The sequence below is a fragment of the Rhodoferax bucti genome, assembly GCF_005876985.1.
Lineage (GTDB): Bacteria > Pseudomonadota > Gammaproteobacteria > Burkholderiales > Burkholderiaceae_C > Allorhodoferax > Allorhodoferax bucti.
This window is the reverse complement of sequence record NZ_VAHD01000001.1, coordinates 862,022-886,058: the sequence shown is the minus strand read 5'-3', so window position 1 is coordinate 886,058 and position 24,037 is coordinate 862,022. Positions and strand designations below refer to the sequence as shown.

At 63.2% G+C, this 24,037-nt stretch carries 26 protein-coding genes; 18 read left to right on the top strand and 8 right to left on the bottom strand.

Going from position 1 to position 24,037, the window contains the following annotated elements; genetic code table 11:
- Positions 1 to 86 precede the first annotated feature (86 nt).
- Positions 87 to 1,391 carry an ABC transporter substrate-binding protein gene (locus FDM28_RS04265; RefSeq protein WP_138513349.1) on the bottom strand — a complete coding sequence of 435 codons (1,305 nt, stop codon included), beginning with the start codon at positions 1,389 to 1,391 and terminating at the stop codon, positions 87 to 89.
- 372 nt (positions 1,392 to 1,763) lie between these two features.
- Between FDM28_RS04265 and FDM28_RS04260 the strand changes: the two genes are divergently transcribed.
- Positions 1,764 to 2,816, top strand: coding sequence for a sulfate ABC transporter substrate-binding protein (locus FDM28_RS04260; protein ID WP_138513347.1), 1,053 nt, complete (start codon positions 1,764 to 1,766; stop codon positions 2,814 to 2,816).
- An 80-nt stretch (positions 2,817 to 2,896) separates the two neighbouring features.
- Positions 2,897 to 3,112, top strand: a complete 216-nt coding sequence (locus FDM28_RS04255; RefSeq protein WP_087495629.1) for a TOBE domain-containing protein — start codon at positions 2,897 to 2,899, stop codon at positions 3,110 to 3,112.
- 50 nt (positions 3,113 to 3,162) lie between these two features.
- Here the strand turns inward: FDM28_RS04255 and FDM28_RS04250 are convergent, their stop codons facing one another.
- Positions 3,163 to 4,053 carry a DMT family transporter gene (locus FDM28_RS04250; RefSeq protein ID WP_138513345.1) on the bottom strand — a complete coding sequence of 297 codons (891 nt, stop codon included), beginning with the start codon at positions 4,051 to 4,053 and terminating at the stop codon, positions 3,163 to 3,165.
- Between the two features lie 132 nt (positions 4,054 to 4,185).
- Between FDM28_RS04250 and FDM28_RS04245 the strand changes: the two genes are divergently transcribed.
- Positions 4,186 to 4,728 (top strand): RBBP9/YdeN family alpha/beta hydrolase, encoded by a 543-nt coding sequence (locus FDM28_RS04245; protein WP_138513343.1) that lies wholly within the window; start codon positions 4,186 to 4,188, stop codon positions 4,726 to 4,728.
- Between the two features lie 42 nt (positions 4,729 to 4,770).
- Here FDM28_RS04245 and FDM28_RS04240 read toward each other — a convergent pair whose 3' ends face one another.
- The 4 genes from FDM28_RS04240 to FDM28_RS04225 are packed head-to-tail and all read right to left on the bottom strand — an operon-like array spanning position 4,771 to position 8,891.
- Complete coding sequence (locus FDM28_RS04240; protein ID WP_138513341.1) at positions 4,771 to 6,123, bottom strand: LLM class flavin-dependent oxidoreductase; 1,353 nt, start codon at positions 6,121 to 6,123, stop codon at positions 4,771 to 4,773.
- 47 nt (positions 6,124 to 6,170) lie between these two features.
- The gene (locus FDM28_RS04235) at positions 6,171 to 7,031 is read right to left on the bottom strand and encodes an ABC transporter permease (protein ID WP_138513339.1); all 861 of its coding nucleotides are present in this window, start codon (positions 7,029 to 7,031) and stop codon (positions 6,171 to 6,173) included.
- Positions 7,024 to 7,881, bottom strand: a complete 858-nt coding sequence (locus tag FDM28_RS04230; protein ID WP_138513337.1) for an ABC transporter ATP-binding protein — start codon at positions 7,879 to 7,881, stop codon at positions 7,024 to 7,026. Before FDM28_RS04230 ends, FDM28_RS04235 begins: the two co-directional genes overlap by 8 nt.
- Positions 7,878 to 8,891 (bottom strand): ABC transporter substrate-binding protein, encoded by a 1,014-nt coding sequence (locus tag FDM28_RS04225; RefSeq protein ID WP_138513335.1) that lies wholly within the window; start codon positions 8,889 to 8,891, stop codon positions 7,878 to 7,880. Before FDM28_RS04225 ends, FDM28_RS04230 begins: the two co-directional genes overlap by 4 nt.
- A 199-nt stretch (positions 8,892 to 9,090) precedes the next feature.
- Between FDM28_RS04225 and FDM28_RS04220 the strand changes: the two genes are divergently transcribed.
- The 4 genes from FDM28_RS04220 to FDM28_RS17580 all read left to right on the top strand — a co-directional run bounded on the left by FDM28_RS04220 (position 9,091) and on the right by FDM28_RS17580 (position 12,635).
- Entirely contained in the window at positions 9,091 to 10,020 is a 930-nt protein-coding gene (locus FDM28_RS04220; RefSeq protein ID WP_138513333.1) for a TauD/TfdA dioxygenase family protein, read from the top strand.
- A complete protein-coding gene (locus FDM28_RS04215; RefSeq protein WP_138513331.1) occupies positions 10,020 to 11,207 on the top strand; it encodes an MFS transporter in 1,188 nt (395 codons plus the stop codon). The genes FDM28_RS04220 and FDM28_RS04215 overlap by 1 nt, the downstream gene beginning before the upstream one ends.
- A gap of 215 nt (positions 11,208 to 11,422) precedes the next feature.
- Positions 11,423 to 12,364, top strand: coding sequence for a CysB family HTH-type transcriptional regulator (locus tag FDM28_RS04210; RefSeq protein WP_138513329.1), 942 nt, complete (start codon positions 11,423 to 11,425; stop codon positions 12,362 to 12,364).
- A gap of 127 nt (positions 12,365 to 12,491) precedes the next feature.
- Positions 12,492 to 12,635 carry a hypothetical protein gene (locus tag FDM28_RS17580; protein WP_170211583.1) on the top strand — a complete coding sequence of 48 codons (144 nt, stop codon included), beginning with the start codon at positions 12,492 to 12,494 and terminating at the stop codon, positions 12,633 to 12,635.
- Positions 12,636 to 12,683: 48 nt separating this feature from the next.
- Here FDM28_RS17580 and FDM28_RS04205 read toward each other — a convergent pair whose 3' ends face one another.
- On the bottom strand, positions 12,684 to 14,615 hold the full coding sequence (locus FDM28_RS04205; RefSeq protein ID WP_138513327.1) for a 3'-5' exonuclease: 1,932 nt from the start codon (positions 14,613 to 14,615) through the stop codon (positions 12,684 to 12,686).
- A gap of 210 nt (positions 14,616 to 14,825) precedes the next feature.
- Between FDM28_RS04205 and ssuE the strand changes: the two genes are divergently transcribed.
- From ssuE to FDM28_RS04170, 7 genes are all read left to right on the top strand, one after another.
- Positions 14,826 to 15,416 carry an NADPH-dependent FMN reductase gene (gene ssuE, locus FDM28_RS04200; protein WP_138513325.1) on the top strand — a complete coding sequence of 197 codons (591 nt, stop codon included), beginning with the start codon at positions 14,826 to 14,828 and terminating at the stop codon, positions 15,414 to 15,416.
- A 227-nt stretch (positions 15,417 to 15,643) separates the two neighbouring features.
- The gene (gene osmF, locus FDM28_RS04195) at positions 15,644 to 16,576 is read left to right on the top strand and encodes a glycine betaine ABC transporter substrate-binding protein OsmF (RefSeq protein ID WP_138513323.1); all 933 of its coding nucleotides are present in this window, start codon (positions 15,644 to 15,646) and stop codon (positions 16,574 to 16,576) included.
- A gap of 9 nt (positions 16,577 to 16,585) precedes the next feature.
- Positions 16,586 to 17,779, top strand: a complete 1,194-nt coding sequence (locus FDM28_RS04190; RefSeq protein ID WP_138513321.1) for an ABC transporter permease — start codon at positions 16,586 to 16,588, stop codon at positions 17,777 to 17,779.
- Complete coding sequence (locus FDM28_RS04185) at positions 17,776 to 18,729, top strand: ABC transporter ATP-binding protein (protein ID WP_138513318.1); 954 nt, start codon at positions 17,776 to 17,778, stop codon at positions 18,727 to 18,729. The genes FDM28_RS04190 and FDM28_RS04185 overlap by 4 nt, the downstream gene beginning before the upstream one ends.
- A complete protein-coding gene (locus FDM28_RS04180; protein ID WP_138513316.1) occupies positions 18,729 to 19,502 on the top strand; it encodes an ABC transporter permease in 774 nt (257 codons plus the stop codon). The genes FDM28_RS04185 and FDM28_RS04180 overlap by 1 nt, the downstream gene beginning before the upstream one ends.
- Positions 19,503 to 19,632: 130 nt before the next feature.
- The gene (locus tag FDM28_RS04175) at positions 19,633 to 19,854 is read left to right on the top strand and encodes a hypothetical protein (RefSeq protein ID WP_138513313.1); all 222 of its coding nucleotides are present in this window, start codon (positions 19,633 to 19,635) and stop codon (positions 19,852 to 19,854) included.
- Between the two features lie 3 nt (positions 19,855 to 19,857).
- Positions 19,858 to 20,115: a hypothetical protein gene (locus FDM28_RS04170; protein WP_138513311.1), complete on the top strand. Its 258-nt coding sequence runs from the start codon at positions 19,858 to 19,860 to the stop codon at positions 20,113 to 20,115.
- Here the strand turns inward: FDM28_RS04170 and FDM28_RS04165 are convergent.
- Positions 20,100 to 20,282, bottom strand: coding sequence for a hypothetical protein (locus tag FDM28_RS04165; protein ID WP_138513309.1), 183 nt, complete (start codon positions 20,280 to 20,282; stop codon positions 20,100 to 20,102). The two genes, FDM28_RS04170 and FDM28_RS04165, sit on opposite strands and share 16 nt — an antisense overlap.
- Before the next feature lie 225 nt (positions 20,283 to 20,507).
- Here FDM28_RS04165 and FDM28_RS04160 point away from each other — a divergent pair, with 225 nt between their 5' ends.
- From FDM28_RS04160 to FDM28_RS04145, 4 genes are all read left to right on the top strand, one after another.
- Positions 20,508 to 20,912, top strand: coding sequence for a hypothetical protein (locus FDM28_RS04160; RefSeq protein WP_138513307.1), 405 nt, complete (start codon positions 20,508 to 20,510; stop codon positions 20,910 to 20,912).
- Positions 20,913 to 21,049: 137 nt separating this feature from the next.
- The gene (locus tag FDM28_RS04155; protein ID WP_138513305.1) at positions 21,050 to 21,331 is read left to right on the top strand and encodes a hypothetical protein; all 282 of its coding nucleotides are present in this window, start codon (positions 21,050 to 21,052) and stop codon (positions 21,329 to 21,331) included.
- Entirely contained in the window at positions 21,328 to 22,557 is a 1,230-nt protein-coding gene (locus FDM28_RS04150) for a TolC family protein (protein WP_138513303.1), read from the top strand. The genes FDM28_RS04155 and FDM28_RS04150 overlap by 4 nt, the downstream gene beginning before the upstream one ends.
- A 27-nt stretch (positions 22,558 to 22,584) precedes the next feature.
- Positions 22,585 to 24,012 (top strand): multicopper oxidase family protein, encoded by a 1,428-nt coding sequence (locus tag FDM28_RS04145; RefSeq protein WP_138513302.1) that lies wholly within the window; start codon positions 22,585 to 22,587, stop codon positions 24,010 to 24,012.
- The last annotated feature ends 25 nt before the right edge of the window (positions 24,013 to 24,037 follow it).

The window sequence follows — 24,037 nt, the reverse complement described above, 5'->3', positions numbered from 1 at the left end:
TCTCGCTGAGCGTCGCTCGAAAAGCGGTGAAAAAGGGCGCGCAGGTTTCCCCGCGCGCCTGAAGTCAACCTACCGGAGAGAAAGGCTTACTTGTAGTAGCCGGCCTTCTTCATTTCGCGGTCTGCCGCGACTTGAGAAGCCTTCAAAGCTGCATCCACCGATGTCTTGCCGGCCAAAGCTGCGCTCATTTGCTGGCCTACAGTGGCACCGATCGCCTGGAACTCAGGAATCGCGGCGAACTGCACACCGACATACGGAGACTTGGGCAAAGTGCTGTCGTTGGGGTTGGCAGAGTCGATCGCAGCCTTTTCAGCAGCAGCGAACTTGGCGGCCTTGGTGAACTCAGGGTTGGCGTAAGTGCTCTTGCGGGTACCGGTAGGCACGTGGGCCCAGCCATTGGTCTTGGCCACCAATTCGATGTATTCCTTGGAAGTCGCCCAGGTCACGAACTTGGTTGCTGCGTCCACTTTCTTGGAGCCGGAAGGAATGGCCAATGCCCATGCCCACAGCCAGTTGGCACCCTTGGGGGTCACAGCAGTAGGTGCTTGTGCGAAGGCCACCTTGTCAGCCACTTTGGACTGCTTGGGGTCGGTGATGAAGGACGCTGCAATGGTCGCATCGATCCACATGCCGCACTTACCTTCGTTGTACAGCGCCAAAATTTCGTTGAAGCTGTTGGCAGAAGAGCCGGGAGGGCCGTAGTTCTTCAGCAGGTCCACGTAGAAGTTGATGGAGTCTTTCCAGGGCTGGCTTTCCAGTTGGGGCTTCCAGTTCATGTCAAACCACTGGCCGCCGTTGGTGTTCACCAAGGTGCTCAGGAAGGCCATGTTGTCGCCCCAGCCTGGCTTGCCGCGCAAGCAGATGCCGTACACGCCGTTCTTGGGATCGTGAATCTTGGCAGCCAGGGCCTTGATGTCGGTCCAGGTGGGCTTGTCTGCCACCTTGATGCCGGCCTTGTCAGCCAAGTCCTTGCGGTACATCAGCATGGAGGATTCGCCGTAGAAAGGCACGGCAAACATCTTGCCGTCCACGCTCAAACCATTGCGCATGGCGGGCAGGATGTCGTCTGCGTCGTACTTGGCGTCGGTCTTGAGCTCTTGCAGCCAACCCTTTTTGCCCCAGATGGGGGTTTCGTACATGCCGATGGTCATCACGTCGAACTGACCACCCTTGGTGGCGATGTCGGTCGTCACGCGCTGGCGCAGCACGCCTTCTTCCAACGTCACCCATTTGAGCTTGATGTCGGGGTTGGCGGTTTCGAAGTTCTTGCTCAACTTTTGCATTTCGATCATGTGGCCGTTGTTCACGGTCGCCACGACCAACTCTGTCTGCGCAAACGCAGCACTAGCAACCAGACCGAAGGCCAAAGCCAAAGACGCTTTGAGTTTCATGTAACTGTCTCCTGTTGTTAATTTCCGGGGGTGTTCAGCCAATGCCAACTACGCATCGACAGGCCTGAATGGTAGGAGTCGGCCTAAATGGAGGTTAATACTTTTGGCACGATTGCATGTATTTTTATGCATCATGTGACTAGGGTTTTCCCATACAGATGCGATAACGTATTGATATTGGGAAATATTTGCAAAGTTCGGGCAGAGAAGTCCGGTGGCAGCGACAGGCCAACCCCACGCAGAGAAAGCATGCAAATCACCCGTCTAAGGATGTTTTAGTTATTAAGAACTGAAAATTCCGTAGTTCCAGTTTGATTAAAGGCTCTCCAGAATCCTCCTTATCGCATTAACGCGTTGTTTTCTGGAGTTGATATGCCCTTTGCTTCTATCGCCACCGCAGTTCGCGGCACCACTCTCACCCGCCGCGCTTTGGGCGGCTTGGTACTCGCTGGTACTTTGGCTGCCGCTGCGGGCCCTGCCCTTGCGCAACAAAGCATCACCCTGCTCAACGTGTCGTACGACCCGACCCGCGAGCTGTACGTGGAATTCAATGCCGCCTTTGCCAAGTACTGGAAAGCCAAAACCGGCCAGGACGTGACCATCAAGCAAAGCCACGGTGGCTCCGGCAAGCAAGCCCGCTCCGTGATTGACGGCCTGGATGCCGACGTGGTGACCCTGGCTTTGGCCGGCGACACCGATGCCATCGCCAAGAACGGCGGCTGGATCAAAGCAGACTGGCAAAAACGCCTGCCCCACAACTCCACGCCCTACGCCTCCACCATCGTGCTGGCCGTGCGTGAGGGCAACCCCAAGAAAATCAAGGATTGGGATGACCTGATCCGCCCTGACGTCAAAGTCATTACCCCCAACCCCAAGACCTCGGGTGGCGCACGCTGGAACTACCTCGCCGCGTGGGAATTTGCCAAGCGCAAATACGGCAGCGACGCCAAGGCCAAAGAGTTTGTGGCCAAGTTGTACGGCAATGTGCCTATCTTGGACACCGGCGCGCGCGGCTCCACCATCACCTTCGCCCAGCGCAACCAGGGCGATGTGCTGATTGCATGGGAAAACGAGGCGTACCTGCTGGAAAAAGAATTCGGCGCCAAGTTCGACGTGATTGCGCCGCCCCTGTCCATCCTGGCCGAGCCTGCCGTGGCCGTGGTCGACAAGAACGTGGACAGACGAGGCACCCGTGCCGTGGCCGAGGAGTACCTGAAATACCTGTACAGCGAAGAAGGCCAGGACATTGCCGGCAAAAACTTCTACCGCCCCGTGATTTCCGAGAAGGCCCGTGCGAAATACGCCAAGCAGTTCCAGCCTCTCAAGACCTTCACCATTGAAGAAGCATTCGGAGGCTGGGAAAAGGCAGACAAGGAACACTTTGCCGACGGCGCCAGCTTTGACCAGATTTACACCAAAAAGTAATCAAAAGTGCTGCTAGCGCTTATAGAACATGCGCAAGCAGCTACAAAAAATATAGCAAACTACAGCAAGGGAAAACTGCCATGTCCATTCAAGCCATCAACGTACGCAACCAGTTCAAGGGCAAGGTACGCGAAATCATCCGCGGCGACGTGGTCTCGGAAATCGATGTTGAAACCCCCTGGGGCATCGTCACTTCTGTCATCACTACGCGCTCTGTGGACGACCTGCAACTCGCCATCGGGTCGGACGTCGTCGCTCTGGTGAAGTCCACCGAAGTGTCCATCGCCAAGCTCTGATCGCCCGCATTCCAGCCAGCACAGCCCGCGGCCTCACGGCCCGGGCTTTTCTATTTGCGCGCCAGCCAGACTCCGAACACGGTGAGCCCCATGCCGGCCAGCGCCAAGCCCGTCAGCGTCTCGCCGAACAAGGCCCAGGCTACCAGCGCAGTGCAAGGCGGTACCAGGTAAAACAAGCTGGCCACATTGACGGCGCTGCCGCTGCGGATCAGCACATTGAGCAGCGTGACGGCCCCCAGCGACAACACCAGCACCAACCAGGCCAACGCAAACACGAAGGACCCGGTCCACTCGATGTGCAAGGTCTCGGTGGCAACGGCTGCCAAGCCGGTCAACATCAGGCTGGGAATGAACTGAATGAGCGAGCCCGTGCGCAAATCAAACGAAGGGCAATAGCGCTTTTGGTACAGCGTGCCGGCCGTGATGGCCAGCAGGGCCACAACCACCGGGAACAACAAGGTCCACAGCGTGGCCAACCCCGCACCGGCGGCCACCTTGTGCGCCACCACCAGCGCCACACCGGCAAAGCCTGCCGCCAAGCCCGCCCACTGCGTCGCCCGCACTTTTTCACGCAGCAACCAGCCAGCCCCCAGCGCGGTGAGCAAAGGCTGCAGCCCCACCACAATGGCCGCCACACCGGCCGGCAGACCATGGCCGATGGCAATGAACACACCACCCAGATACACCGCATGCACCAGCACGCCGGTCACGGCAATGTGCCTGCACTCGCGCAAGGTGGCCGGCCAGGGTGCGCGGGTGCGCCACACCACCACGCCCATCAACACCAACACCGCGGCGTAGCGCACGGCCAGAAAAGTGAGCGGCTCCACATAAGGCAAGCCGAACTTGGCTCCGATGAAGCCGGTGCTCCACAGGGCCACAAACAAGAGCGGATACAGGGCGGCCAAAGGCGAAGCGGAAGAGGTAGAGCGCAAAGTCATGCACCGATCTTAAAGACCCACCTTCAGCGCGCGTGGCCGTGCGTGCTGCGCATAAGCAAACAACAAAGTATTCGTTGGGTTTCGAAGGCGGCTTGCGCAGAATGGCCCCTCGCAAGTTTTGAAGGTGAGTCCATGTCTACTGTGTTGATTGTTCCCGGCTGGCGCGACTCCGGCCCCGGCCACTGGCAAACCCTGTGGGCCGAGCAGCTGCCGGGTGCCGTGCGTGTGCATCAGGACGACTGGATCACCCCTACGCGCTCCGCATGGGTCGCCTCCATCACCCGCCACATTCTGGACATTGAGGGCCCCGTGGTCATTGCCGCCCACAGCCTGGGCTGCATCGCCACCAGTCACTTGCCACCCGAAGCAACTGATCGGATTGTGGGCGCCCTGCTAGTAGCCCCGGCCGACCCCGAGCGGCGCGGCATTCTGGCGGACTTTGCGCCTGTGCCCTACCAACCCCTGCCCTATCGCAGCATCGTGGTGGCCAGCACCAACGATCCATTTTGCCCGGTGCGCACCGCAGGTGCTTACGCGCGGGCGTGGAAGAGCGAGTTTGTGCGCCTGCCCGACGCCGGCCATATCAACGTGGAAGCCGGCTTCGGCCCCTGGCCGCTGGGTAGCGCGCTGTTGCAATCGCTGCTGCCCCAACCCAGCACGGCCTTGGCCGCCTGAACACGCCAAACGGGCCGGGCATGCACCCGGCCACGCCTATGACTACGCGGCTTTCTGTTTGCGCACAGTGAACTGGTTGGCCGGGCGGTCCAGGCCCAGGTTCTCGCGCAAGGTGTTGCCTTCGTACTCGGTGCGGAACAGGCCGCGGCGTTGCAACTCCGGAATCACCAGCTCCACAAAGTCGTCCAGCGATTCAGGCAGTACTGGAGGCATCACATTGAAGCCGTCGGCCGCGTCGTTCTCGAACCAGGTCTGGATCTCGTCGGCAATCTTCTCGGGCGTGCCCACCACCACCCAGTGCCCGCGCGCACCCGCCAGGTACTCGTACAACTGGCGCACGGTGAGCTTGTCGCGGCGGGCTAACTCCAGCACCACGTGGGCGCGGCTGTTGCGGCCCAAGGGCGGCTGGGGAATGTAGGGCGGTGGTGCATCCAGGTCCCACTTCGACAAATCTTCACCGGGCCAGAACGGTGCAATCGTGCTGAGACCCACCGAAGGGTGAATGAGCTTTTGCAACTCGGCCCATTTGGCATCCGCCTCTTCTTGCGTGCGGCCCACCACCGGGGATATGCCCGGCAGCACCAGCAGCTGCTCGGGGCGGCGGCCGTACTTGGCCAGACGACCTTTCACATCGGCATAAAAGGCCTGCGCCTCGGCCAGGCTGGTCCAGGCGGTAAAAATGGCCTCGGCAGTGGCTGCCGCCAGCTCCTTGCCCGGCTCGGACGAGCCGGCCTGCACGATCACCGGGTAGCCTTGGGGGGAGCGCTCGATGTTGAGCGGGCCCTTCACCTTGAGGTACTTGCCCTCGTGGTTCAGGGTGTGCAGCTTGGCGGGGTCGAAGTACACGCCGCTGGCCGCGTCGCGGCTGAAGGCGTCGTCTTCAAAGCTATCCCACAAACCTTTGACCACATCCACAAACTCATGCGCTTTTTCGTAGCGCGTCTCGGGGTCGGGGTGCTTGTCGAAACCGAAGTTGCCGTACACATTCTCGGCGCCAGTGGTCACCACATTCCAGGCCGCACGGCCTTTGCTGATGTGGTCCAGCGACGCGAACTTGCGCGCCAACAGATACGGGTCTTCGTAGGTGGTGGACGCGGTGGCCACGAAGCCGATGTGTTTGGTGGCCGTGGCCAGTGCAGCCCAAAGCGTCACGGGCTCGAAGTGCGAGACCCGGCCTTGGCGGCTGAAGGCTTCGTCGTCTCCATCGAACCACAGGCCGGGGCTATCGGCCACAAAAACCTGGTCAAACAACCCGCGCTCGGCGGTTTTGGCCACCTCGATGTAGTGGTCGATATTGGTGCCCGAGTCGATTTGCGACCCTGGGTGGCGCCAAGCGGCAATGTGGTGGCCGGTGGCCATGATGAAGGCGCCCAGGCGCAGTTTGCGTTGTGACATAGCAGTTCCTTTTTTGCGAATGAAAGAATGAAACGTGGAGTGAAAAATCAGGTGTTGCCCGCGCCGGGTTTCCAGGCGGTCAGGCGGCGCTCGGCCACTTGCAGCAGCGCGTTGAAGAGCACCCCAATCAGCGTGATGGCGATGATTCCGAAGTACATGTCGGCAATCAGAAAGCTGTATTGCGCGTAAATGATCAGGTAGCCCAGGCCGGACTTGGCCCCCACCATTTCGGCCGCCACCAACACCAGAATGGAGGTGGCACTGGCCAGGCGGATACCCACAAAAATGGTGGGTACCGATGCGGGCAGGATGACCTTGAGAAACAGCTGCCGCGCGCTCGCCCCCATGGTGCGGGCCGACTTGATGAGCAGTGGGTCTACCTGCTTCACCGCTGCAATGGTGTTGAGCAACAGCGGCCAAGAGCAGGCGTAGACCACCATGGCCACCTTGGACACCTCGCCAATGCCCAGCAACAAAATGAACACCGGCAACAAGGCCAGTGCCGCGGTGTTGCGCAGCAGCTCAATCAGCGGGTTCAAAAACTCCCCGAGGCTGCGGTACCAGCCAATGGCCAGCCCCAAGGGCACGGCATACAACACCGCAATGCCAAAGCCCCCCAGCGCTCGGCCTACGCTGGCCGAGGTGTGCTGCCAGAGCTGGCCATTCAAAGCCAAGGCCCAGCCGGCAGCCAGCACCTCGCTCAATGGCGGGAAGAAGGCCGGGTCGGTCAGCTCCAGGCGCGGAGCCAGCTCCCACCACGCGGCCAATGCCACCACCAGCGCAGAGCGCCAGCCTATGTGTAGCACATGGCGCCACACCCGCAGCCAGGCGGCGGGCGGCGCAATCGCCAACGGCCCGGGGGCCGATACGCTGCCGGCATTGGCAGCACTCAAACTGATCTCAGACATGGCTGTTCTCCTTGCGGGTGGTGGGCAGCGTGGCGATATGGGCGCGGCGCTGTTGGCGGGCTGCGGCCACTTCGTCGTGCAGCAGGTTCCAGATTTCATGGCGCAATGCGCCGAACTGCGGCAGCGAGCGCACATCGGGCGTGCCGGCGTGCAGGCTCTCGGGGATGTCCACGATCTGCTTGATGCGCCCCGGGCGCGAGGTCATCACCGCGACCCGCTGGCCCAGCACCACGGCTTCGTCGATGCCGTGGGTGATGAACACAATGGTCTTGCCCGTACGGCGCCAGATGTCCACCAGCTCCTCTTGCAGGGTCTCGCGGGTTTGCGCGTCCAGTGCGGCAAACGGCTCGTCCATCAGCAGCACTTCGGGCTCATAAGCCAGGCTGCGCGCGATGGCCACGCGTTGCTTCATGCCCCCTGACATTTCGTGGGGGTAGTGCTTGGCAAAAGCGCTCAAGCCCACCAGGTCCAGATAAGCGGCCGCCTTGGCACGGCGCTCACTGCGGCCCAGCCCGGCGATCTCCAGCCCGAAGGCCACGTTGTCCAAAGCAGTGAGCCACGGAAACAGCGCGTATTGCTGGAAGACCACCCCGCGGTCCCGCGCAGGGCCGGTGATGGGCTTGCCATCAATCAACACCCGGCCGCTGCTGGGCAAGGTGAGGCCGGCCAACAAGTCCAGCAAGGTGGACTTGCCGCAGCCGCTGGGCCCGACCAGCACCAGAAATTCACCGGCGCGCACCTCCAGGCTCACGTCGTCGAGCGCCACAAAGCTGCTGGCGGGAGCGCCATCGTCAGCACGCACGGTGAAGGTCTTGCTCACGTGCTCGAATTGGATTTTGGCGGCGCTCATTTCAGGGCCACCTTGGCGCCGTTGGCGTAGGGGTTGAGGGCGTTGGTGTACAGATCGGTGGGCTTGACCTGGCCGGCCTTGATGATGTCTTCCTTCACCAGCCAGTCGATCCAGGTCTGCAGGTCTTTGTCCAGCACCAACCCGCCGGTGGAGGGCACGCCGGTGCTCTTCCAGTACTGGATGGCGTCGGCGCTCTCTGCACGACCCCGGGCTTTGATGATGCCTTCAAAGGTGCTGCGCACCTGGGCAGCGGGTGTGACTTTGGCCCACTCAATGGCCTTGGCTATGGCGCCCACCAGGTGCTTGGAAGCCTTGGGGTTTTGCTCAATGAACTTGTTGCGCAGCACATACGAGCCCGCAGTGAAGTTGCCGAACAAATCACGGTCCGTGAAGAGTGGGCGTATGCCGCCACGCTCCAGTGCCTTGTCGCGCAAGATGCCACCCAGGGTGGTGACTTCTACCTGCCCCTGGCGCAGCGCCTGCTCGCCGGTCACCGGCGGGGTGATCACAAACGTGACTTGCTTGGCTTCTGCATCCGTCACTTTGCTGCGCTCCAGGTATTCGCGCACCATGAAATCGTGGTGGGCACCCAGGGTGTTCATGGCCACTTTTTTGCCCAACAGGTCGCGGGCGGTTTTGATGTTGCTGTCGTTTTTGACGTAGTAGCCCGTCCAGGTGTTGTCGTCCACCCCGTAGTAGCCAATCACCGCCTTGACCGGTGCGCGCTTCACGATGAGCTTGACCAACGCGCCATTGAAGGCACCGCCAATGTCGATGTCGTTGGTCACCACCGCCTGCACATCCTGCGGGCCGCTGATGGTGTTGCCCACCCACTTGGCTTTGAGCGGGGCCAGATAGCCCAGGTGCTCGGCCAGTTCGATCCAGACCACGGTGCCCACACTGCCCTGGTAGCGGATGTCGGTGAGCTCCAGCGCCTCCTGGGCGGTAGCACTGTTGACGGTGCCCCACGCCAGCCAGGCGGCGGTGAGGAGCTTGAAGATTTTTTGCATGGGTTTCCCTCGTTGGTTGTTGATGGGGTGTCAGCGTAAAGACGCATCACCCCACCGACAACGAAGGAAAACAAGCAAGCAAATACCCCCGCAAAAAGCACATGTGCACATGCGAAATGCGCGCTTCGCAAAGCGCTTGCCGCTTCCTAGGATGCAGACCTCTTCTCTATTTTTTAGCTGTCACTTCAAGGAGTTTTTTATGTCTGCTGTTTTGCAAAGCCCACTCGCCACCGCGCCCGCAGCGCTGGAAATCAAACCCCTGGCGGGCCGCATTGGCGCCCTCATTCAGGGGGTGCGCCTCTCGGGCGACTTGGCACCTGAAACCTTCGTGGCCATTCACCAGGCATTGCTGCGCCACAAGGTGATCTTCCTCCGCGGCCAGCACCACCTGGACGACGCGGCGCAACAAGCGTTTGCCTCCCTGTGGGGCGAGCTGGTGGCTCACCCCACTGTGCCGGCCAAAGCGGGCACCCAGAATTTTGAACTCGACTCGCAACACGGCGGGCGCGCCAACTCCTGGCACACCGATGTGACCTTCACCACCGACTACCCCAAGGTGTCGGTGCTGCGCGGAATCACCATTCCCGATTCCGGCGGCGACACGGTGTGGTCCAACACCGCGGCCGCTTACGAGGAGTTGCCCCCTGAACTCAAAGCCCTGGCCGAGCAGCTCTGGGCCGTCCACAGCAACGACTATGACTACGCCGCCACGCGTATCGACATCGACGCCACCGGCGCCCAACACCATAAAGAGGTATTTGCCTCCCGCCTGATTGAGGCCCAACACCCGCTGGTGCGTGTGCACCCTGAAACCGGTGAGCGCACGCTGGTGGCGGGCCATTTCATCAAGCGCTTTGCGGGCTACAACACCCACGACTCGGACCGCTTGTTTGAGATCTTCCAGCACCACATCACCCGCCTGGAAAACACCGTGCGCTGGCAGTGGACCACGGGCGACGTAGCCATCTGGGACAACCGCGCCACCCAGCACTACGCCATCAACGACTACGGCAAGCAACACCGCGTGGTGCGCCGCGTGACGGTGCGCGGCGAAGTACCGGTGGCGGTGAACGGCCAGCACAGCTTTGTGCCCGGCGACGCGGCCAACGCTGTCACGCACACAGCCTGATGCGCGGGTTCCTCACCCGCCATGCCTTTCTGCTTCGCTTTGCCCTGCTGTCCTCATTCATGGGGACCAGCGTGGGCCTGGCCAAGTTCACCACCACGCTGTATGCGCTGGAGCTGGGCGCCCACGGCTGGTTGCTGGCCGCCATGGCGGGTGCGCAATCAGTGGGCATTCTGTTCATGAGCCTGCCGGTGGGATTCTGGGTGGAGCGCTTCGGGCCGGCGCGGCTGTTCATCGCGGGCAGCTGGCTCATGGGGGCGCTGTATGCGCTGATTCCTGCGGTTCCCCATGCCTTTTTCTTGCTGGGCGTAACTGCGTGTATCAGCTTTCTGATGCCACTGCGCTTTGTGTCGCTCAATACCGTGTTCATGGCGGCGCTGGAGCGCATCGGCCACGCGCAAGCGGGTTGGCAGCGCGGAGCGCACATGTCAGGCATGTTTTTGCTCGGGCCGGTGGCGGCTGCCAGCGTGATCCACTGGGGCGGCCATGCCGGCAGCTACTGGCTGATTGCCGGCATGTTTGTGCTCACCGCCCTGCTCGCCGGGCCGGTGTTGCGCGCACAGCCGCACACCCCGCCTGCAGCGGGTGCGCGCGTGGGCATCTTTCGCTCGGTGCGTGCGCTGTGGGCCGAGCCCGCCGTGCGCACCCTGGCCAGCCTGGAGTTTGTGGTGCAGGCGGCGCACATGTATTACGCCTTTTACATCGTGGTGATTGCGGTGCAGCAGCTGGGCCTGCCCGCGCTGGGGGCCGGCACGCTGGTGGCGGTGCAGGGCAGCGCATTCATCTTTGCGCTGATTTTTCTGGGGCGCTGGGCAGCGCGGCTCGGTCCCTTGCGCACGGTGGTGGGCGGCGCAGTGGCGGCGGCGCTGGCCATGGTGCTGCTGGCCAGCGCCCGCAGCATGGGCGGGCTGTGGGCGGGCGGTGCGCTCTTGGGCTTGGGCTTGGGGCTGCTGCAGATCCACACCCTGAGCCAGTTCGCGGTGTGGGGCGCCAAGCTGGGGCGGGGGCGGGTATCGGGCCTGAGCGCGCTGGCCGGGCCCACAGGTGGCTTTCTGGGCGGACTGCTGGGCGGCACCGCAGGTACGGCAATCGGGCTGCAAACCATGTTTGTCTGTTTTGTGCCGCTGTTTGCGTGGCTTGCATGGAACAGTGTGCGGGCCCGCAGCGCGCCTCAGATGATTTCGGCGTAAAGAATCAACTTTTTATTCGTTTGCGTTTTGAAAGTGGATGGCTACAGTCCCCCACACCCGACTGCCATCCACGCACTGCAGCACAGACTTTTAGGCATTCAATAGGCCTCTAGCGCAGGTGCAACAAGCGCAAGCAGCTACAAAATCAATAGCAAAAAAGAGATTCCCATGTCACACCCCCAGAATGCCGCCGCCCTCACATGGAAGGAGCGCGCATGAATTTCCAACAACTGAGATCCGTGCGCGAGGCCGTGCGCTGCGGCTACAACCTGACCGAAGTAGCCGGCATGCTGCACACCTCGCAACCCGGCGTGAGCCGCCAGATTCGCGAGCTGGAAGAGGAGCTGGGCGTTGAAATATTCAACCGCGCCGGCAAACGCCTGACTGGCCTGACGCCGCCCGGCAAAGACCTGCTGCCCATCGTGGAGCGCTTGCTGCTGGATGCCGACAACCTCAAGCGCGCCGGCCAGGACTACAGCGCGCAACTCGAGGGCCAGTTGTCGGTAGCCGCTACCCACTCGCAGGCACGCTACGCCTTGCCCCATGTGGTGAAAGATTTCCGCGACAAATTCCCCAAGGTCACGCTGCACCTGCACCAAGGTTCGCCCAAACAAGTGGCAGCCATGCTGCTCTCGGGCGAGGCGGACATCGGCGTGGCTACCGAAGCACTGGCCGACTACGCCCAGCTGGTCACCCTGCCCTGCTACCGCTGGACGCACAGCATCGTGGTGCCCCCGGGCCACCCACTGCTGGAGCAAACGGAGCCCGTCACGCTGCGCCAGTTGGCGCACTACCCCATCATCACCTACGAGCTGGGCTACACCGGCCGGGCCCACATCGATAACGCGTTCGCGGCAGAAAACCTGCACCCCGATGTGGTGCTCACCGCCATGGATGCGGACGTGATCAAAACCTATGTGGAACTGGGCATGGGCGTGGGCATCGTCGCCTCGGTGGCGCTGGATGCGGAGCGCGACCGCAATCTGCGCATCCTGGATGCGGGCCACCTGTTTCAGGTGAATGTGACCCGGCTGGGCCTGCGCAAAGGCGCGTGGCTGCGCGGTTATGCCTACAGCTTCATCGAGACCTTTGTGCCTACGCTGAACAAAGCGGTGGTGGCCCGCACGCTGGCCGAGGCCAGCCACCTGGACGCATGAAGCCCGGGGCAGCCCGACCCGGGCTGCCCTTATGCAGTTTGCGCAGTTGCTGACGCTTTTTCATTCCTAATCATCCTGGCACTGTCCTTGCACAATGACTTTCACCGTGCCGTTCAGGAGAGACACCATGCCCAACAACCCACCCCACCACGAGCTGGACAGCCCCTTCACCTGGCGTGAATTGGGTGTATCGCTAGGGTACGCCCTGGTGGGTGTTACGGCCATTGCCCTCCTCGTGAACCTGTGGCTGCTGTCGGTGCAAATGCGCTGAAAGGCAACGCACCATTTGCATGGTGAAGCGCGGCCCTGCAGGTTCGCTCTAGTGCGCGAAATGCTTCAGGTACGAGGACTCTGCGCCTTGGTCATGCCCCATGACTAACAGCTCTTTGGCGCGGGATGCGGCCACGTAAAACAGGTTGCGCTCATCCTGGCTCGTGCTGTCGAAGGTCTTTCTATTGCAGTCGGGTATGAACACGATCCGGAACTCCAGGCCCTTGGCATCCTCGATGGTGGAGAGCCGAAGTTGGCGATGTGCTGCGCTTGGCTTTCGGAGCGTGTGGTCAAACATATTCATGGCTGCCAAAAAGGCATCCATCGACGAGTATTGGCTGGCGACCTTGCCGATGCTGTCCAGCGCGTAGCGCACCTCCTCAAAGTCCGCCTGCGTCACATAGATCTTCTGGCCGATGCGGTTGAAATCCAAGGCGTCCATAAACTCTTTGATTTTCGAAGCGTCATTGGTTGCCGCAATCTCCAAGGCGGCGTGGATGGCGTGCTGGGTCTCCTGATCGGCCGCACCCAGCAAATCTGGAAACACAAACTGCCTGAAGTTGTCTTCTGTGGCGGAGCTGATGATGGCATCCGTCGCGTCCTGCGCATCAGGCACCGAGAGGTTGCTGCCCATGAATTCCCAAACGGCTTGCTTGGCCTCCAGCAGCGCAGGCGCAATGAATTTGCTTTGGTGGTCAACAGCGATGGCCAGCAGCATCCGCACAAAGGCAATCTCGGGTCGCTGCAGGAAAGGCCGGAAGCCCACGGTCTGGTAGGTCATGCCTTTCAACAGCAATTCGTGCTCAATGCCGACTGCGGCGCCCGGATGCCGCAACAAAACCGCAAAGTCATTACCCAGGGTATTGGGGTCAACCTGATGCTGCTGAATCAGCTGCACGATCAGGTCAGCATTGGCCTTCGAGCTATCGGCCAACCGCAGCACGGCGTTCGAGGTGTGGTCCGTATGCACGTTGTAGGCCTTGTTCGCAAACACGCCCAGGGGGCGGGCGATGGATGGACCGAACCGGCGCGTCACCGTCAGCGGGAATGTGGCTATCTCCCCCAGCTCCCGGCTGAGGTTGGGCCCCAGGAAATAGGCGTCCGCGCCGTTCTTTGCATGAATGACTTGATCCCTGTCGCCCACGCCCAAAAACGTGGCCCCCGGGTTGCACTCCAACAAGGCACGAATGACGGTGAAGATCGCCCAGCCGCAATCGTGCATTTCATCCAGCACGATGGCTTCGATTCCCAAGCTAAGGGGGTGTCTGTCCCACGACCAGGGTGCGTTTTCCGACAACAACCACCTGGCCATGTCGTAGGTCGCGTCCCCCGGATAGCGAAATTTGACTTGCTCGCCCTCCGGGTTGACGAAACCGGTTCTGTCCCGTTCGTACTGGAGAAACACAGCCAGTGGGGTGTAGTCCGTGCCCAGCTCCGCAGCCACCGCAGGGGTGCACCTGAAGTCCTCGCCATAGCGGGGTACGGCCAAGGTGCCTTTGAGCACCGCAAACTCTTCCAGCAGGTGCTCTACCGACAGCGCGCCGGTGCCTTGAATAGAAAAGTCGTTGGCAAACCGCTCTTGCGAAACCTCACGGGCCCGCTGGACAGCCTGCAGCACATAGGGCCGGACTTGTACTGCCCGCTCAAAGCTTTTAACCGGCTGGGCCCGCACGCCATCCTGCACCGGTGCTTCCACCCGCTTAAGACGGGTGGCACACAGCGCATCCACCGTTCCCACGCGCACCTTGGACGACACCGAATCGGGCATGCCGATGCGGTGAAACGCCCCTGCATACGCGCTCACCCCTGGAGTGCTGTAGGCCAAGGCCACGATCTTGCCGGGGTCCACCCCGCGCTCCACCAGCTTTTGAATCCGCATGGCCGCTGTCGTGGTCTTTGCCGAACCAGCATTGGCCTCAATAAGGATGCGCGGTGCGACAGCGTTGATGATGTCGACCTGCTCTTTGCTTGGAACTAACAAAATCCAACTCCCTTGATATGCCGCTGCGGCGGCGAATGGTAGCGCTATGGCGCAAGGGGACTACTACCTTGGCGCGCTCACACGGCTGCGCAGGTGCGGATAGAGCGCCGGCTCGCATCACAAAAGTCATAAGGAAATGAAAAATCAGACCTTCTTCAAAAGATGGCGGCATTCCACAATGCCTGCATTCTTTGAACCAGGTACCCATTCATGTCTGTTTTACTCATTGCCGGAAGCCCCTCTGACCGCTCGCGCACCGCAGCCTTGCTGGAAGCCGCAGGCCAGCGCCTGGAGGCACGGGGTGTGCTGGTAGACCGCTTGCGGGTGCGCGACTTGTCGCCCCAGGCCCTGCTGCTCGCCGACTTCGGCCACCCCTCCATCAGCCAAGCCACGGGGCAGGTCGCGGCGGCCGATGTGGTGATCGTGGCCACACCGGTTTACAAGGCGGCCTACAGCGGCGTACTCAAGGTGTTTCTCGACTTGCTGCCACAAGATGGCTTCAAGGGCAAAGTAGTGCTGCCACTGGCCACCGGCGGCAGCCCGCACCACATGCTGGCGCTGGACTACTCGCTGCGCCCGGTGCTGCAGTCGCTGGGGGCCAAGCACATTCTTCCCGGCATCTATGCCACCGATGCGCAGGTCACGCTGAACGAGTCCGGCAGCTACCAGGTGAGTGCCGACATCGGCCAGCGCCTGGATGACGCGGTCAACACCCTGCTGACCGAGTCTTTGCAGACCGGGTTGTCGATTGCGGGGCGCTTTCCCCCGATTGCGTTCTCGCAAGTGCAATGCAGCGTGTAGCGCAGCGCTCCTAATTTGATAGCTGCTCGCGCATATCCTACCTGCGCTAGAGAACAAAATGATGCTTGAATACGGCCTGTACCGGGTGGGGGCAGGCCGCTCGCCCAAGGGGCTCCGCCCGGTGGGCGCACGGTGGAGCCCAACAACCACTACCATGCGGTACACCGCGCCCATCCGGGCGATGGACTCGACAGCAAGCCACATTGCTTTCACCACAAGGACCTAGCATGACCCCCACCCTCACCCGCCGCACCCTGGCACTGGCCACCCTGGCCTCGGCCCTCGCAGTCACTAGCGTCTGGGCGCAAAACGCGCCGGTGCGCGTGGGCTCCAAGATCGATACCGAAGGTGCATTGCTGGGCAACCTCATCGTGCAGGTGCTGGAAGCCAACGGCATCAAAACCGAAAACAAAGTGCGCCTGGGCAACACCAAGATCGTGCGCAGCGCCATCGTGGCCGGCGAAATCGATATCTACCCCGAATACACCGGCAACGGCGCCTTCTTTTTCTCTGATGAAAAGAACGCGGCCTGGAAGAGCGCCAAGGCCGGCTACGAGCTGGTGAACAAGCTGGACTCCGCCGCCAACAAAATCACCTGGTTGGAGCCGGCACCGGCCAACAACACCTGGGCCATAGCCGTCCGCAAAGACGTAGCGTCGGCCAACCACCTGAAAACCCTGGAAGACTTGGGCCGCTGGGTCAACGCGGGCGGCAAGTTCAAGCTGGCGGCCTCGGCCGAATTTATTGAGCGCTCCGACGCCCTGCCCGCCTTCCAAGCCGGCTATGGCTTCAAGCTGAGCCAGGCGCAGTTGCTCACCCTGGCGGGGGGCGACACGGCGGTCACCATCAAGGCCGCCGCAGAAGGCACCTCCGGAGTGAACGCCGCCATGGCGTACGGCACCGATGGCCCGGTCGCCGCCTTGGGGTTGGTGATTCTGGATGACCCCAAAGGCATTCAGCCGGTCTACGCCCCGGCGCCCATCATCCGCGAAGCCGTATTGACCAAGAACCCCAAAATCCGCGAGGTGTTGGCACCAGTATTCAAGACGCTGGATGGCCCCACTTTGCAATCGCTCAACGCCAAGATTGCACTGGAAGGCCAGGACGCCAAAAAGGTGGCTGCGGACTACCTGAAGTCCAAAAACCTGATCAAAGGCTAAGCCCCCCGCATGCGCAGCCCGGCGTCTTCCCGCACGGTGCCCTTGTTACTGCTGGCAAACGCGGGCTTGCTGGCCGGCCTGCCGCTGCTGAGCGAGGCGCCGAACCGCTTGCTCAGCGGCAAAGGCCGGCTGCTGCTGGAGGCACTCAGCCCGGCAGGGCCGGGCTGGTGGGCGGCGGCCGGGGTGTGGGGCGTTGCCGGTGCGCTCTTGGTAGGGGCGCGCCAGGTGGGCGCAGCGCAGCGGTATGCGTCTTACGGCATGCTGGTGTGGCTCGCAGGGCTGGTGTGGGGCTTGTGTGCGCTGAGCGGCAGCCTGGCGGCGGCCCACCAAGTGCAGACCGACGGCCTGGGCCGTGCCAGCGTAGCGAGCGGGTTTTGGCTCACGCTGTTGCTGGTTTGGCTGCTGGCCAACGAGTTGCTGCGCGGCCTGCGCGCCGGCAAACGGCTTACCCTAGGCTTTTGGGCCGGGCTGCTGGCAGGCGTGCTGGTGTTGCTGGCCAGCGGGCAGCTGGATGCGCTGTCCACCCTGCGGGAGTACGCCAACAGGCAAGAAGACTTCTGGCGCGGTGTGCGGCAGCACCTCCACCTCATCGGCTGGACCGTGGGGCTCACCCTGGCCGCCGGGCTGCCCTTGGGGGTATGGCTGCACCGGCAACCGCGGTGGGCGGCGCGGGTGTTCCCCGCATTGAGCCTGGTGCAAACCATTCCATCGATTGCCCTGTTCGGCCTGTTGATGGCGGCGCTGGCCTGGCTGGGGGCGGTGTTCCCGCTGCTGCCGGCATGGGGCATTCAGGGCATTGGCCTCGCTCCGGCGGTGCTGGCACTCACGCTGTATTCCTTGCTGCCCTTGGTTCGCAGCACCTTTGAAGGCCTCGCCAGCGTGCCGGCTGCGGCGGTGGAGTCGGCCCAGGCCATGGGCATGTCGGGCCGGCAGCGCTTGTGGCAGGTGGAGCTGCCGCTAGCGGCGCCTGTGATGCTCTCGGGGTTGAAGGTGATGCTGATCCAAACCATCGGGCTGGCGGCAGTGGCCGCACTCATTGGCGCGGGGGGCCTGGGAGCCCTGATGTTTGAAGGCCTGTTCAGCAGTGCGCTGGACCTGGTGCTGCTGGCAGTGGCGCCCATTGTGGTGCTGGCCTGGTGCGCCGAAGGCTTGTTTGCGGCAAGCACCGCTTTTTTGCCACCCGGACTGCGCACCTCACCATGATTGAGTTTGACCACGTCAGCAAACGCTATGGCGACCGCGTTGCGGTGGCCGACCTGAACCTGGGCATTGCCGCCGGAGAGCTGGTGGTGCTGATCGGCCCCTCGGGCTCGGGCAAGTCCACCACGCTGCGCATGATCAACCGCCTGGTCGAGCATGACGCCGGCCGCATCCGCTTTGCGGGCCAGGAAATCCGCAACTTCGCCCCCGAGGACCTGCGCCGGCGCATGGGCTACGCCATCCAGTCGGTAGGGCTCTTTCCGCACTGGACGGTGGAAAAAAACATCGGCACCGTGCCGCGCTTGCTGGGCTGGCCGGCCGCCAACATTGCGGCGCGGGTGCAAGAGCTGCTTTTGCTGCTGCAACTGAACCCTGCCGACTTTGCCCACCGCTTTCCGCACGAGCTCTCCGGGGGCCAGCAGCAGCGCGTGGGGGTGGCCCGCGCCCTGGCCGCCGACCCCGAAATTCTGCTGATGGACGAGCCCTTTGCCGCGCTCGACCCGGTGACCCGCATCGCACTGCAAAAAGAGATCAAGCGCATCCACGCCCTCTCCGGCAAAACGATTGTGCTGGTCACCCACGACATTGACGAAGCCCTGTTTCTGGCCACCCGCATCGTGCTGTTCCGCGACGGGCAGGTGGTGCAGGACGGACGCCCGCTGGACCTGCTGGCGCGCCCGGCCAACGATTTTGTGCGTGCGTTTTTGGGGCCTGCCGACCTCGGCATCAAGCGCCTGGGCCTGGACTTGGTGCGCAGCCGGGTGCGACAGGGCGCTGGGGCCGAGGGGCCGCCACTGGCCATGGACGCCACCTTGCGCGAGGCCTTGTCTGCGTTCATCAGCCAGGGGCGGGATCGCCTGCCGGTGGTGCACACCGACGGCAGCCACGCCGGCGCGCTGCATTTTGAAGACCTGCTGCACACCGGGCCCGCCCCGCAGGCGGCAAACGCCTGATGGCCGCGCCCGCCTGCCGCCTGCCCGCCTGGGCCGTGCCCCTGGGCCTGAGCGGGGCGCTGGCTCTGCTGGCCTGGGGAATGCCTGCGCTGGAGCCTGTGTTCCACGCCGCATTCCCGGCGCAGGAGCGGGCCATGTACCGGCAAGAGCCGTTTTGGCAGCTGCTGCTGGCGCACTTGTCGCTGGTGGGCATTTCCAGTGGCGCGGCCTTGCTGGTGGCGCTCCTGGCGGGGGTGTGGGTCACCCGCCCTGGCGGACGGGTCTACCGGCCGCTGGTGGAATCGTTGGTGGCTATGGGGCAGACGTTTCCGCCGGTGGCGGTGCTGGCCATTGCGGTGCCGCTCATCGGCTTCGGGGAGCAGCCGGCTTACATCGCCCTGGCGCTGTACGGGCTGCTGCCCATGCTGCAGGGGGTGATTACCGGGCTGGAATCCACGCCGCCTGCGGCCATGGACGCCGCCAAAGGCCTGGGCATGCGGCCCTGGCAACAGTTCCGCGCCGTGGAGTGGCCGCTGGCGGCACCCCTCATGCTGGCGGGCCTGCGCACCTCGGTCACCATCAACATCGGCACGGCGGCCATTGCAGCCACGGTGGGCGCGCAAAACCTGGGGTCGCCCATCATCATCGGCCTGAGCGGCTTCAACACGCCCTACATCCTGCAAGGCGCCTTGTTGACCGGGTGGCTGGCCCTGACCGCAGACAGCTGGTTTGCCTACGGCGCACACCGCCTGCAAGCCTGGAAGCAGGGCTCGCAAGTGGCAGATCGCTCCTGATTTGATAGCTGCTTGCGCATACGGCGCGGGTGCCAAAAGCCATTTTGATGCCCAAATTGCGCAGCGCATGACCGGGCAGCCGCACGGTACGCCCGGACGCGCTACAGTCCTGCCAACCCGCAGGACATGCATGAACTGGTTCACCGCCCTTTCCACCCTCCTTTTCCGCCCCAAACCCCGCAGCGCCGAGCAGCGCGCGCGGGACTTGCTGCGGGCGGTGGACGCCGGCGGCGTGCCGCTGAACGTGGCGGTGGTGAACCACATTGCCCGCGAGCTGGGCCTGGATGTATCGCGCAAGGCGCGCATGCCCGAGACGATTGAGCGCATCCGCAAAGTGATTGCGGCACGCTGACCCATGCTCAAACTCGGATTCAACTTTTTGATCGCGGTGCTGCTGGTGCTGGTAGTGGTCTTCACCTGGCGCACCAAGCGGCGCGAAAAGTGGGAGCGTGCCGGCCTGTGCTACAGCTGCGGCGCCATGCCCCAAACCACCGACCGGCACGGTCGCATCTGCAACGACTGCGTACTGACCCGCAAGATCCAACGCTGGCTGGGCGGCTTTATGGCGCTGGTGATCGCGGCGATTGCGGCCTGGGTTTACTGGCCGCTTTGACCCGTGCTGGCTTGCACGACCTGTGTAGCGGCAGCACTGCGCCCCTGTTGGGGCGATTTGCCCTCTGCCTTGTGCGAGTTCCCGGCCATCCAGCCAATGCACGCAGCAATCACCAGCCAGCGCCAGTAGTGCACAGGTCGGGGGCGGAATGCGGCAAAACGGTTCATAAAAATAAAGCGCCGGAGCGTGACAAAGGGAAACGCCGCCATTGTTACGGCCACGGCTCGTACCGTCCAACCCGACTGTCCAGCGGTAAACAGTTCGTGAACCGCCCTTGTCATTACTATGAATTTCATAGCTGCTTACGCATATTCCATAAGCGCCAGAGGCCGATTTCATACCCAAACCAATAGCGCACGGAACTTCACAAGCCTGCGGCGTATCATTCACTTATGCGTGTTGTCCTCCTCATCCTGCTGATCGCCTTGGCGCCCCTGCGCGGCATGGCCAATGAGTGGATGGCGACGCGCATGGCCAGCACCGTGGCAGCCAGTGTGGGCGCCCCCGCCCACCAGCATGCGCCGCCCGCCGCAGGCCACCACTGTGAAGACATGGCCGACAGCGCCATGGCGGAACACACCAGCACCACAGCCGCGCACCACTCTGACACCACCACCGCAGCCTCGCACGACGGCTGCGAAAACTGCTCGCTGTGCCAGATGTGCGCCTCTGCCGCCTTGCCAGCCGAGCTGCGCGTAGCCTTGCCCGTGCTTGTGCCGCAGTTGCAAGCGCCTGCGCACACCGATCGCTTTGCCAGCGCCCCTGCGGCATTGGCCCAAAAACCACCCATTTCCTGATTCCAAGGCCCGTAGTGGGTCTATCGTCCGCCCCACGCTGCCCTGCGCAGCCTGCCGGCGGGGTGTTTTCACCTTGAATCAGGAAACCAACCATGTTCATTTGTCGTCCGCTTTGGCGGCCCGCTTGCGTCTCTGGCGTGAGGCTCGCCGTCGCACTTTTGCTGGCATCCCCGGCCCACGCCCAACCCGCCACCCCGACGCTGGCCGAACCTGCCCGCACGCTGCAAGCCAGTGATGCCGCCAGCCCCGTGCCCGCACTGGCCTACCGCTCGGTGTTTGCCGACCTGCCGCGTGGCGTGGAAGAAGCCAGCACCGACTGGAAAGCCGCCAACAAGGCGGTTGCCCAGTTTCCGCGCGGCCACGCCGACCTGTTGCAGTGGGAAAAAGCCCGCGCTGCGGCACCCAAGGAGCAGCCATGAACGGCCCGCGAAAAACACAAGTTGCACCGACATTGACACGCCCCATCGCACACGGGTTCACACACCGGTTCGTACGACCCATGGTGCGCGCGCTGGGCTTGGCGCTGCTGCTCAGCCACGCCCACGCGGCTGCGCCCATCGATGGCGGCGTGCAAGGCCTGCAAGCCGAGGTGCAGACCCGGCTGAGCAGCCTGCTGGGCCCGGCTGCCGCGCCCCTGCGCATTGCCAGCCCCACGTATGGCGGTGCCGAGGAGCTCACGAAGCTGCTGCAGGCCCCCATGGACGGCCCTGCCACTATCCGCATTGCCCTGCTCCACAACCCCGAGCTGCAGATGGCGCTGGGTGCAGAGGGCAGCAGCATCACCGACATGCAAAGCCCCGGCTTTCCGGCCCGGCTGCGTGCCCGCGAAGAAGCCACCCGGCTCGCCCTGCGCGCCTACAAAGCGTGGGTGAACGCGGTAGCCGCAGAACGCAGCGTCCAGCTTCTACGCGAGGCCAAAACCACGGCCGAAACCGCTGACGAACTCACCCGCCGCATGGTGCGGGCCGGCAATGTGAGCCGCCTGACCCAAGCCCAAAGCCAAGCCACGCTGTCAGACGCCGCAGTTGCGCTGGCGCGGGGCGAGCAAGCGGCGTTTGCCGCGCGCGAGCAACTCATCCGGGTGCTGGGCCTATGGGGTGCGCAGACCGGCTTTACCCTGGCGACGTCCCTGCCGGCTTTGCCCGCCAGCCCCGCAGACACCACCGATCTGGAAGCGCGCGCCCTTGCCGCCCGCAGCAACCTGCAAGCCGAGCGCCTGAGCTGGCAGCGCAAACAAGCCACCCAAGTACCGGCAAGCATTGACGAGCGTTGGGACGCACTGGGCGATGCCGCCAAAGTGCGCTCCCAAGCGGTGCAAGTGCGCAGCGAGGCGCGCGAAGCGGCCTTTAACCTGCGCACGCAGTGGGACATTGCCCACCACCTGCAAACCGAGGTGGTGCCGCTGCGCCAGTTCATCCACGACGAGCTGACCTTGCGCTACAACGGCATGCTGACCAGCGTGTTTGAGGTGCTGGCCGACAGCCGCACCCGCACGCTCAGCAACCTGGCAGCCGCAGAAGCGCTGCGCGACTACTGGCTGGCGTTTGCCGATATGCAAGCGGTGCTGGCCGGTGTGTCGCCCGAAGGCAATGCACCCGCCCGCACCGGTGCCGCAGCCGGCTCTGACGCCAAAGCGACGCATTGAGCGCCCCGCCCCCATTCAAGGATCTGTATGAACCGACGTAACTTTTTCAACGGTGCCGCCGCCACCGCCATGGGCGCAGTGGCAGCCGCCTCCGTCAGCCGCGTAGCCCTGGCCGCCCTGCCTGAGCCGGTGCTGCAAACATCGCCCGCCACCATGCCGCCCCTGGTGCCCGGCACCGGCCGGCCCTACAACCCGGTGGTCACCCTCAACGGCTGGACCCTGCCCTGGCGCATGAACCAGGGCGTGAAGGAGTTCCACTTGGTGGCCGAGCCGGTGGTGCGCGAGATGGCGCCCGGCTTCAAAGCCAATATGTGGGGCTACAACGGCCAGAGCCCCGGCCCCACCATCGAGGTGGTGGAGGGCGACCGGGTGCGCCTGTTTGTAACCAACAAGCTGCCTGAGCACACCAGCGTGCACTGGCACGGCCAGCGTCTGCCCAACGGCATGGACGGCGTGTCGGGCCTGACCCAGCCCCCCATTCCGGTGGGCAAGACCTTTGTGTACGAGTTTGTGGCGCGCCGCCCCGGCACCTTTATGTACCACCCGCATGCGGACGAGATGACGCAAATGGCCATGGGCATGATGGGCTTCTGGGTCACCCACCCCAAGGCGAAAAACCCACTGATCAGCGAGGTAGACCGGGACTTTTGCTTCCTGCTCAATGCCTACGACATTGACCCCGGCAGCATGACGCCCAAAGCCATGACCATGCTGGACTTCAACCTCTGGAGCTGGAACAGCCGCGTCTTCCCCGGCATTGACACGCTCAACGTGCGCAAGATGGACAAGGTGCGCATCCGCGTGGGCAACCTCACCATGACCAACCACCCCATCCACCTGCATGGCCACGAGTTTGTGGTGACCGGCAGCGACGGGGGGCCCTGGCCGCTGGCTGCGCGGGTGCCCGAGATCACCACCGACATTGCGGTGGGGCAGATGCGGCAGTTCGAGTTTGTGGCCGATGAAGAAGGCGACTGGGCCTTCCACTGCCACAAGAGCCACCACACCATGAATGCCATGGGCCACAACGTGCCCAACATGATCGGCGTGGACCACCGCGGGCTGGTGGGCAAGCTGCAGCGTGCAATGCCCGACTACATGGTGATGGGGGAGCGCGGCATGGCCGACATGGGCGAGATGGAAATGCCCATCCCCGACAACACCGCCCCCATGATGACGGGCCAAGGCCCCTACGGCGGGGTGGAGATGGGCGGCATGTTCAGCATTCTCAAGGTGCGCAAAGACCAGAAGCCGGGAGATTACAAAGACCCCGGTTGGTACGCACAGCCCCCGGGCACCCGCGCTTTTGAGTGGAAAGGTGCTCTTTCCGAACCCACCCGCCCCGCCATGCACGAAGGCATGCACCACGGCCACGGCAGCATGCCTCTGAGTGCCCCCGCCACCGTGGAGACCGAGGTGCAAGTGCGCAAGCCCGCAGGCACCGCCCACCACTGAAACTTTTTCTCCTTATTCAACCCAG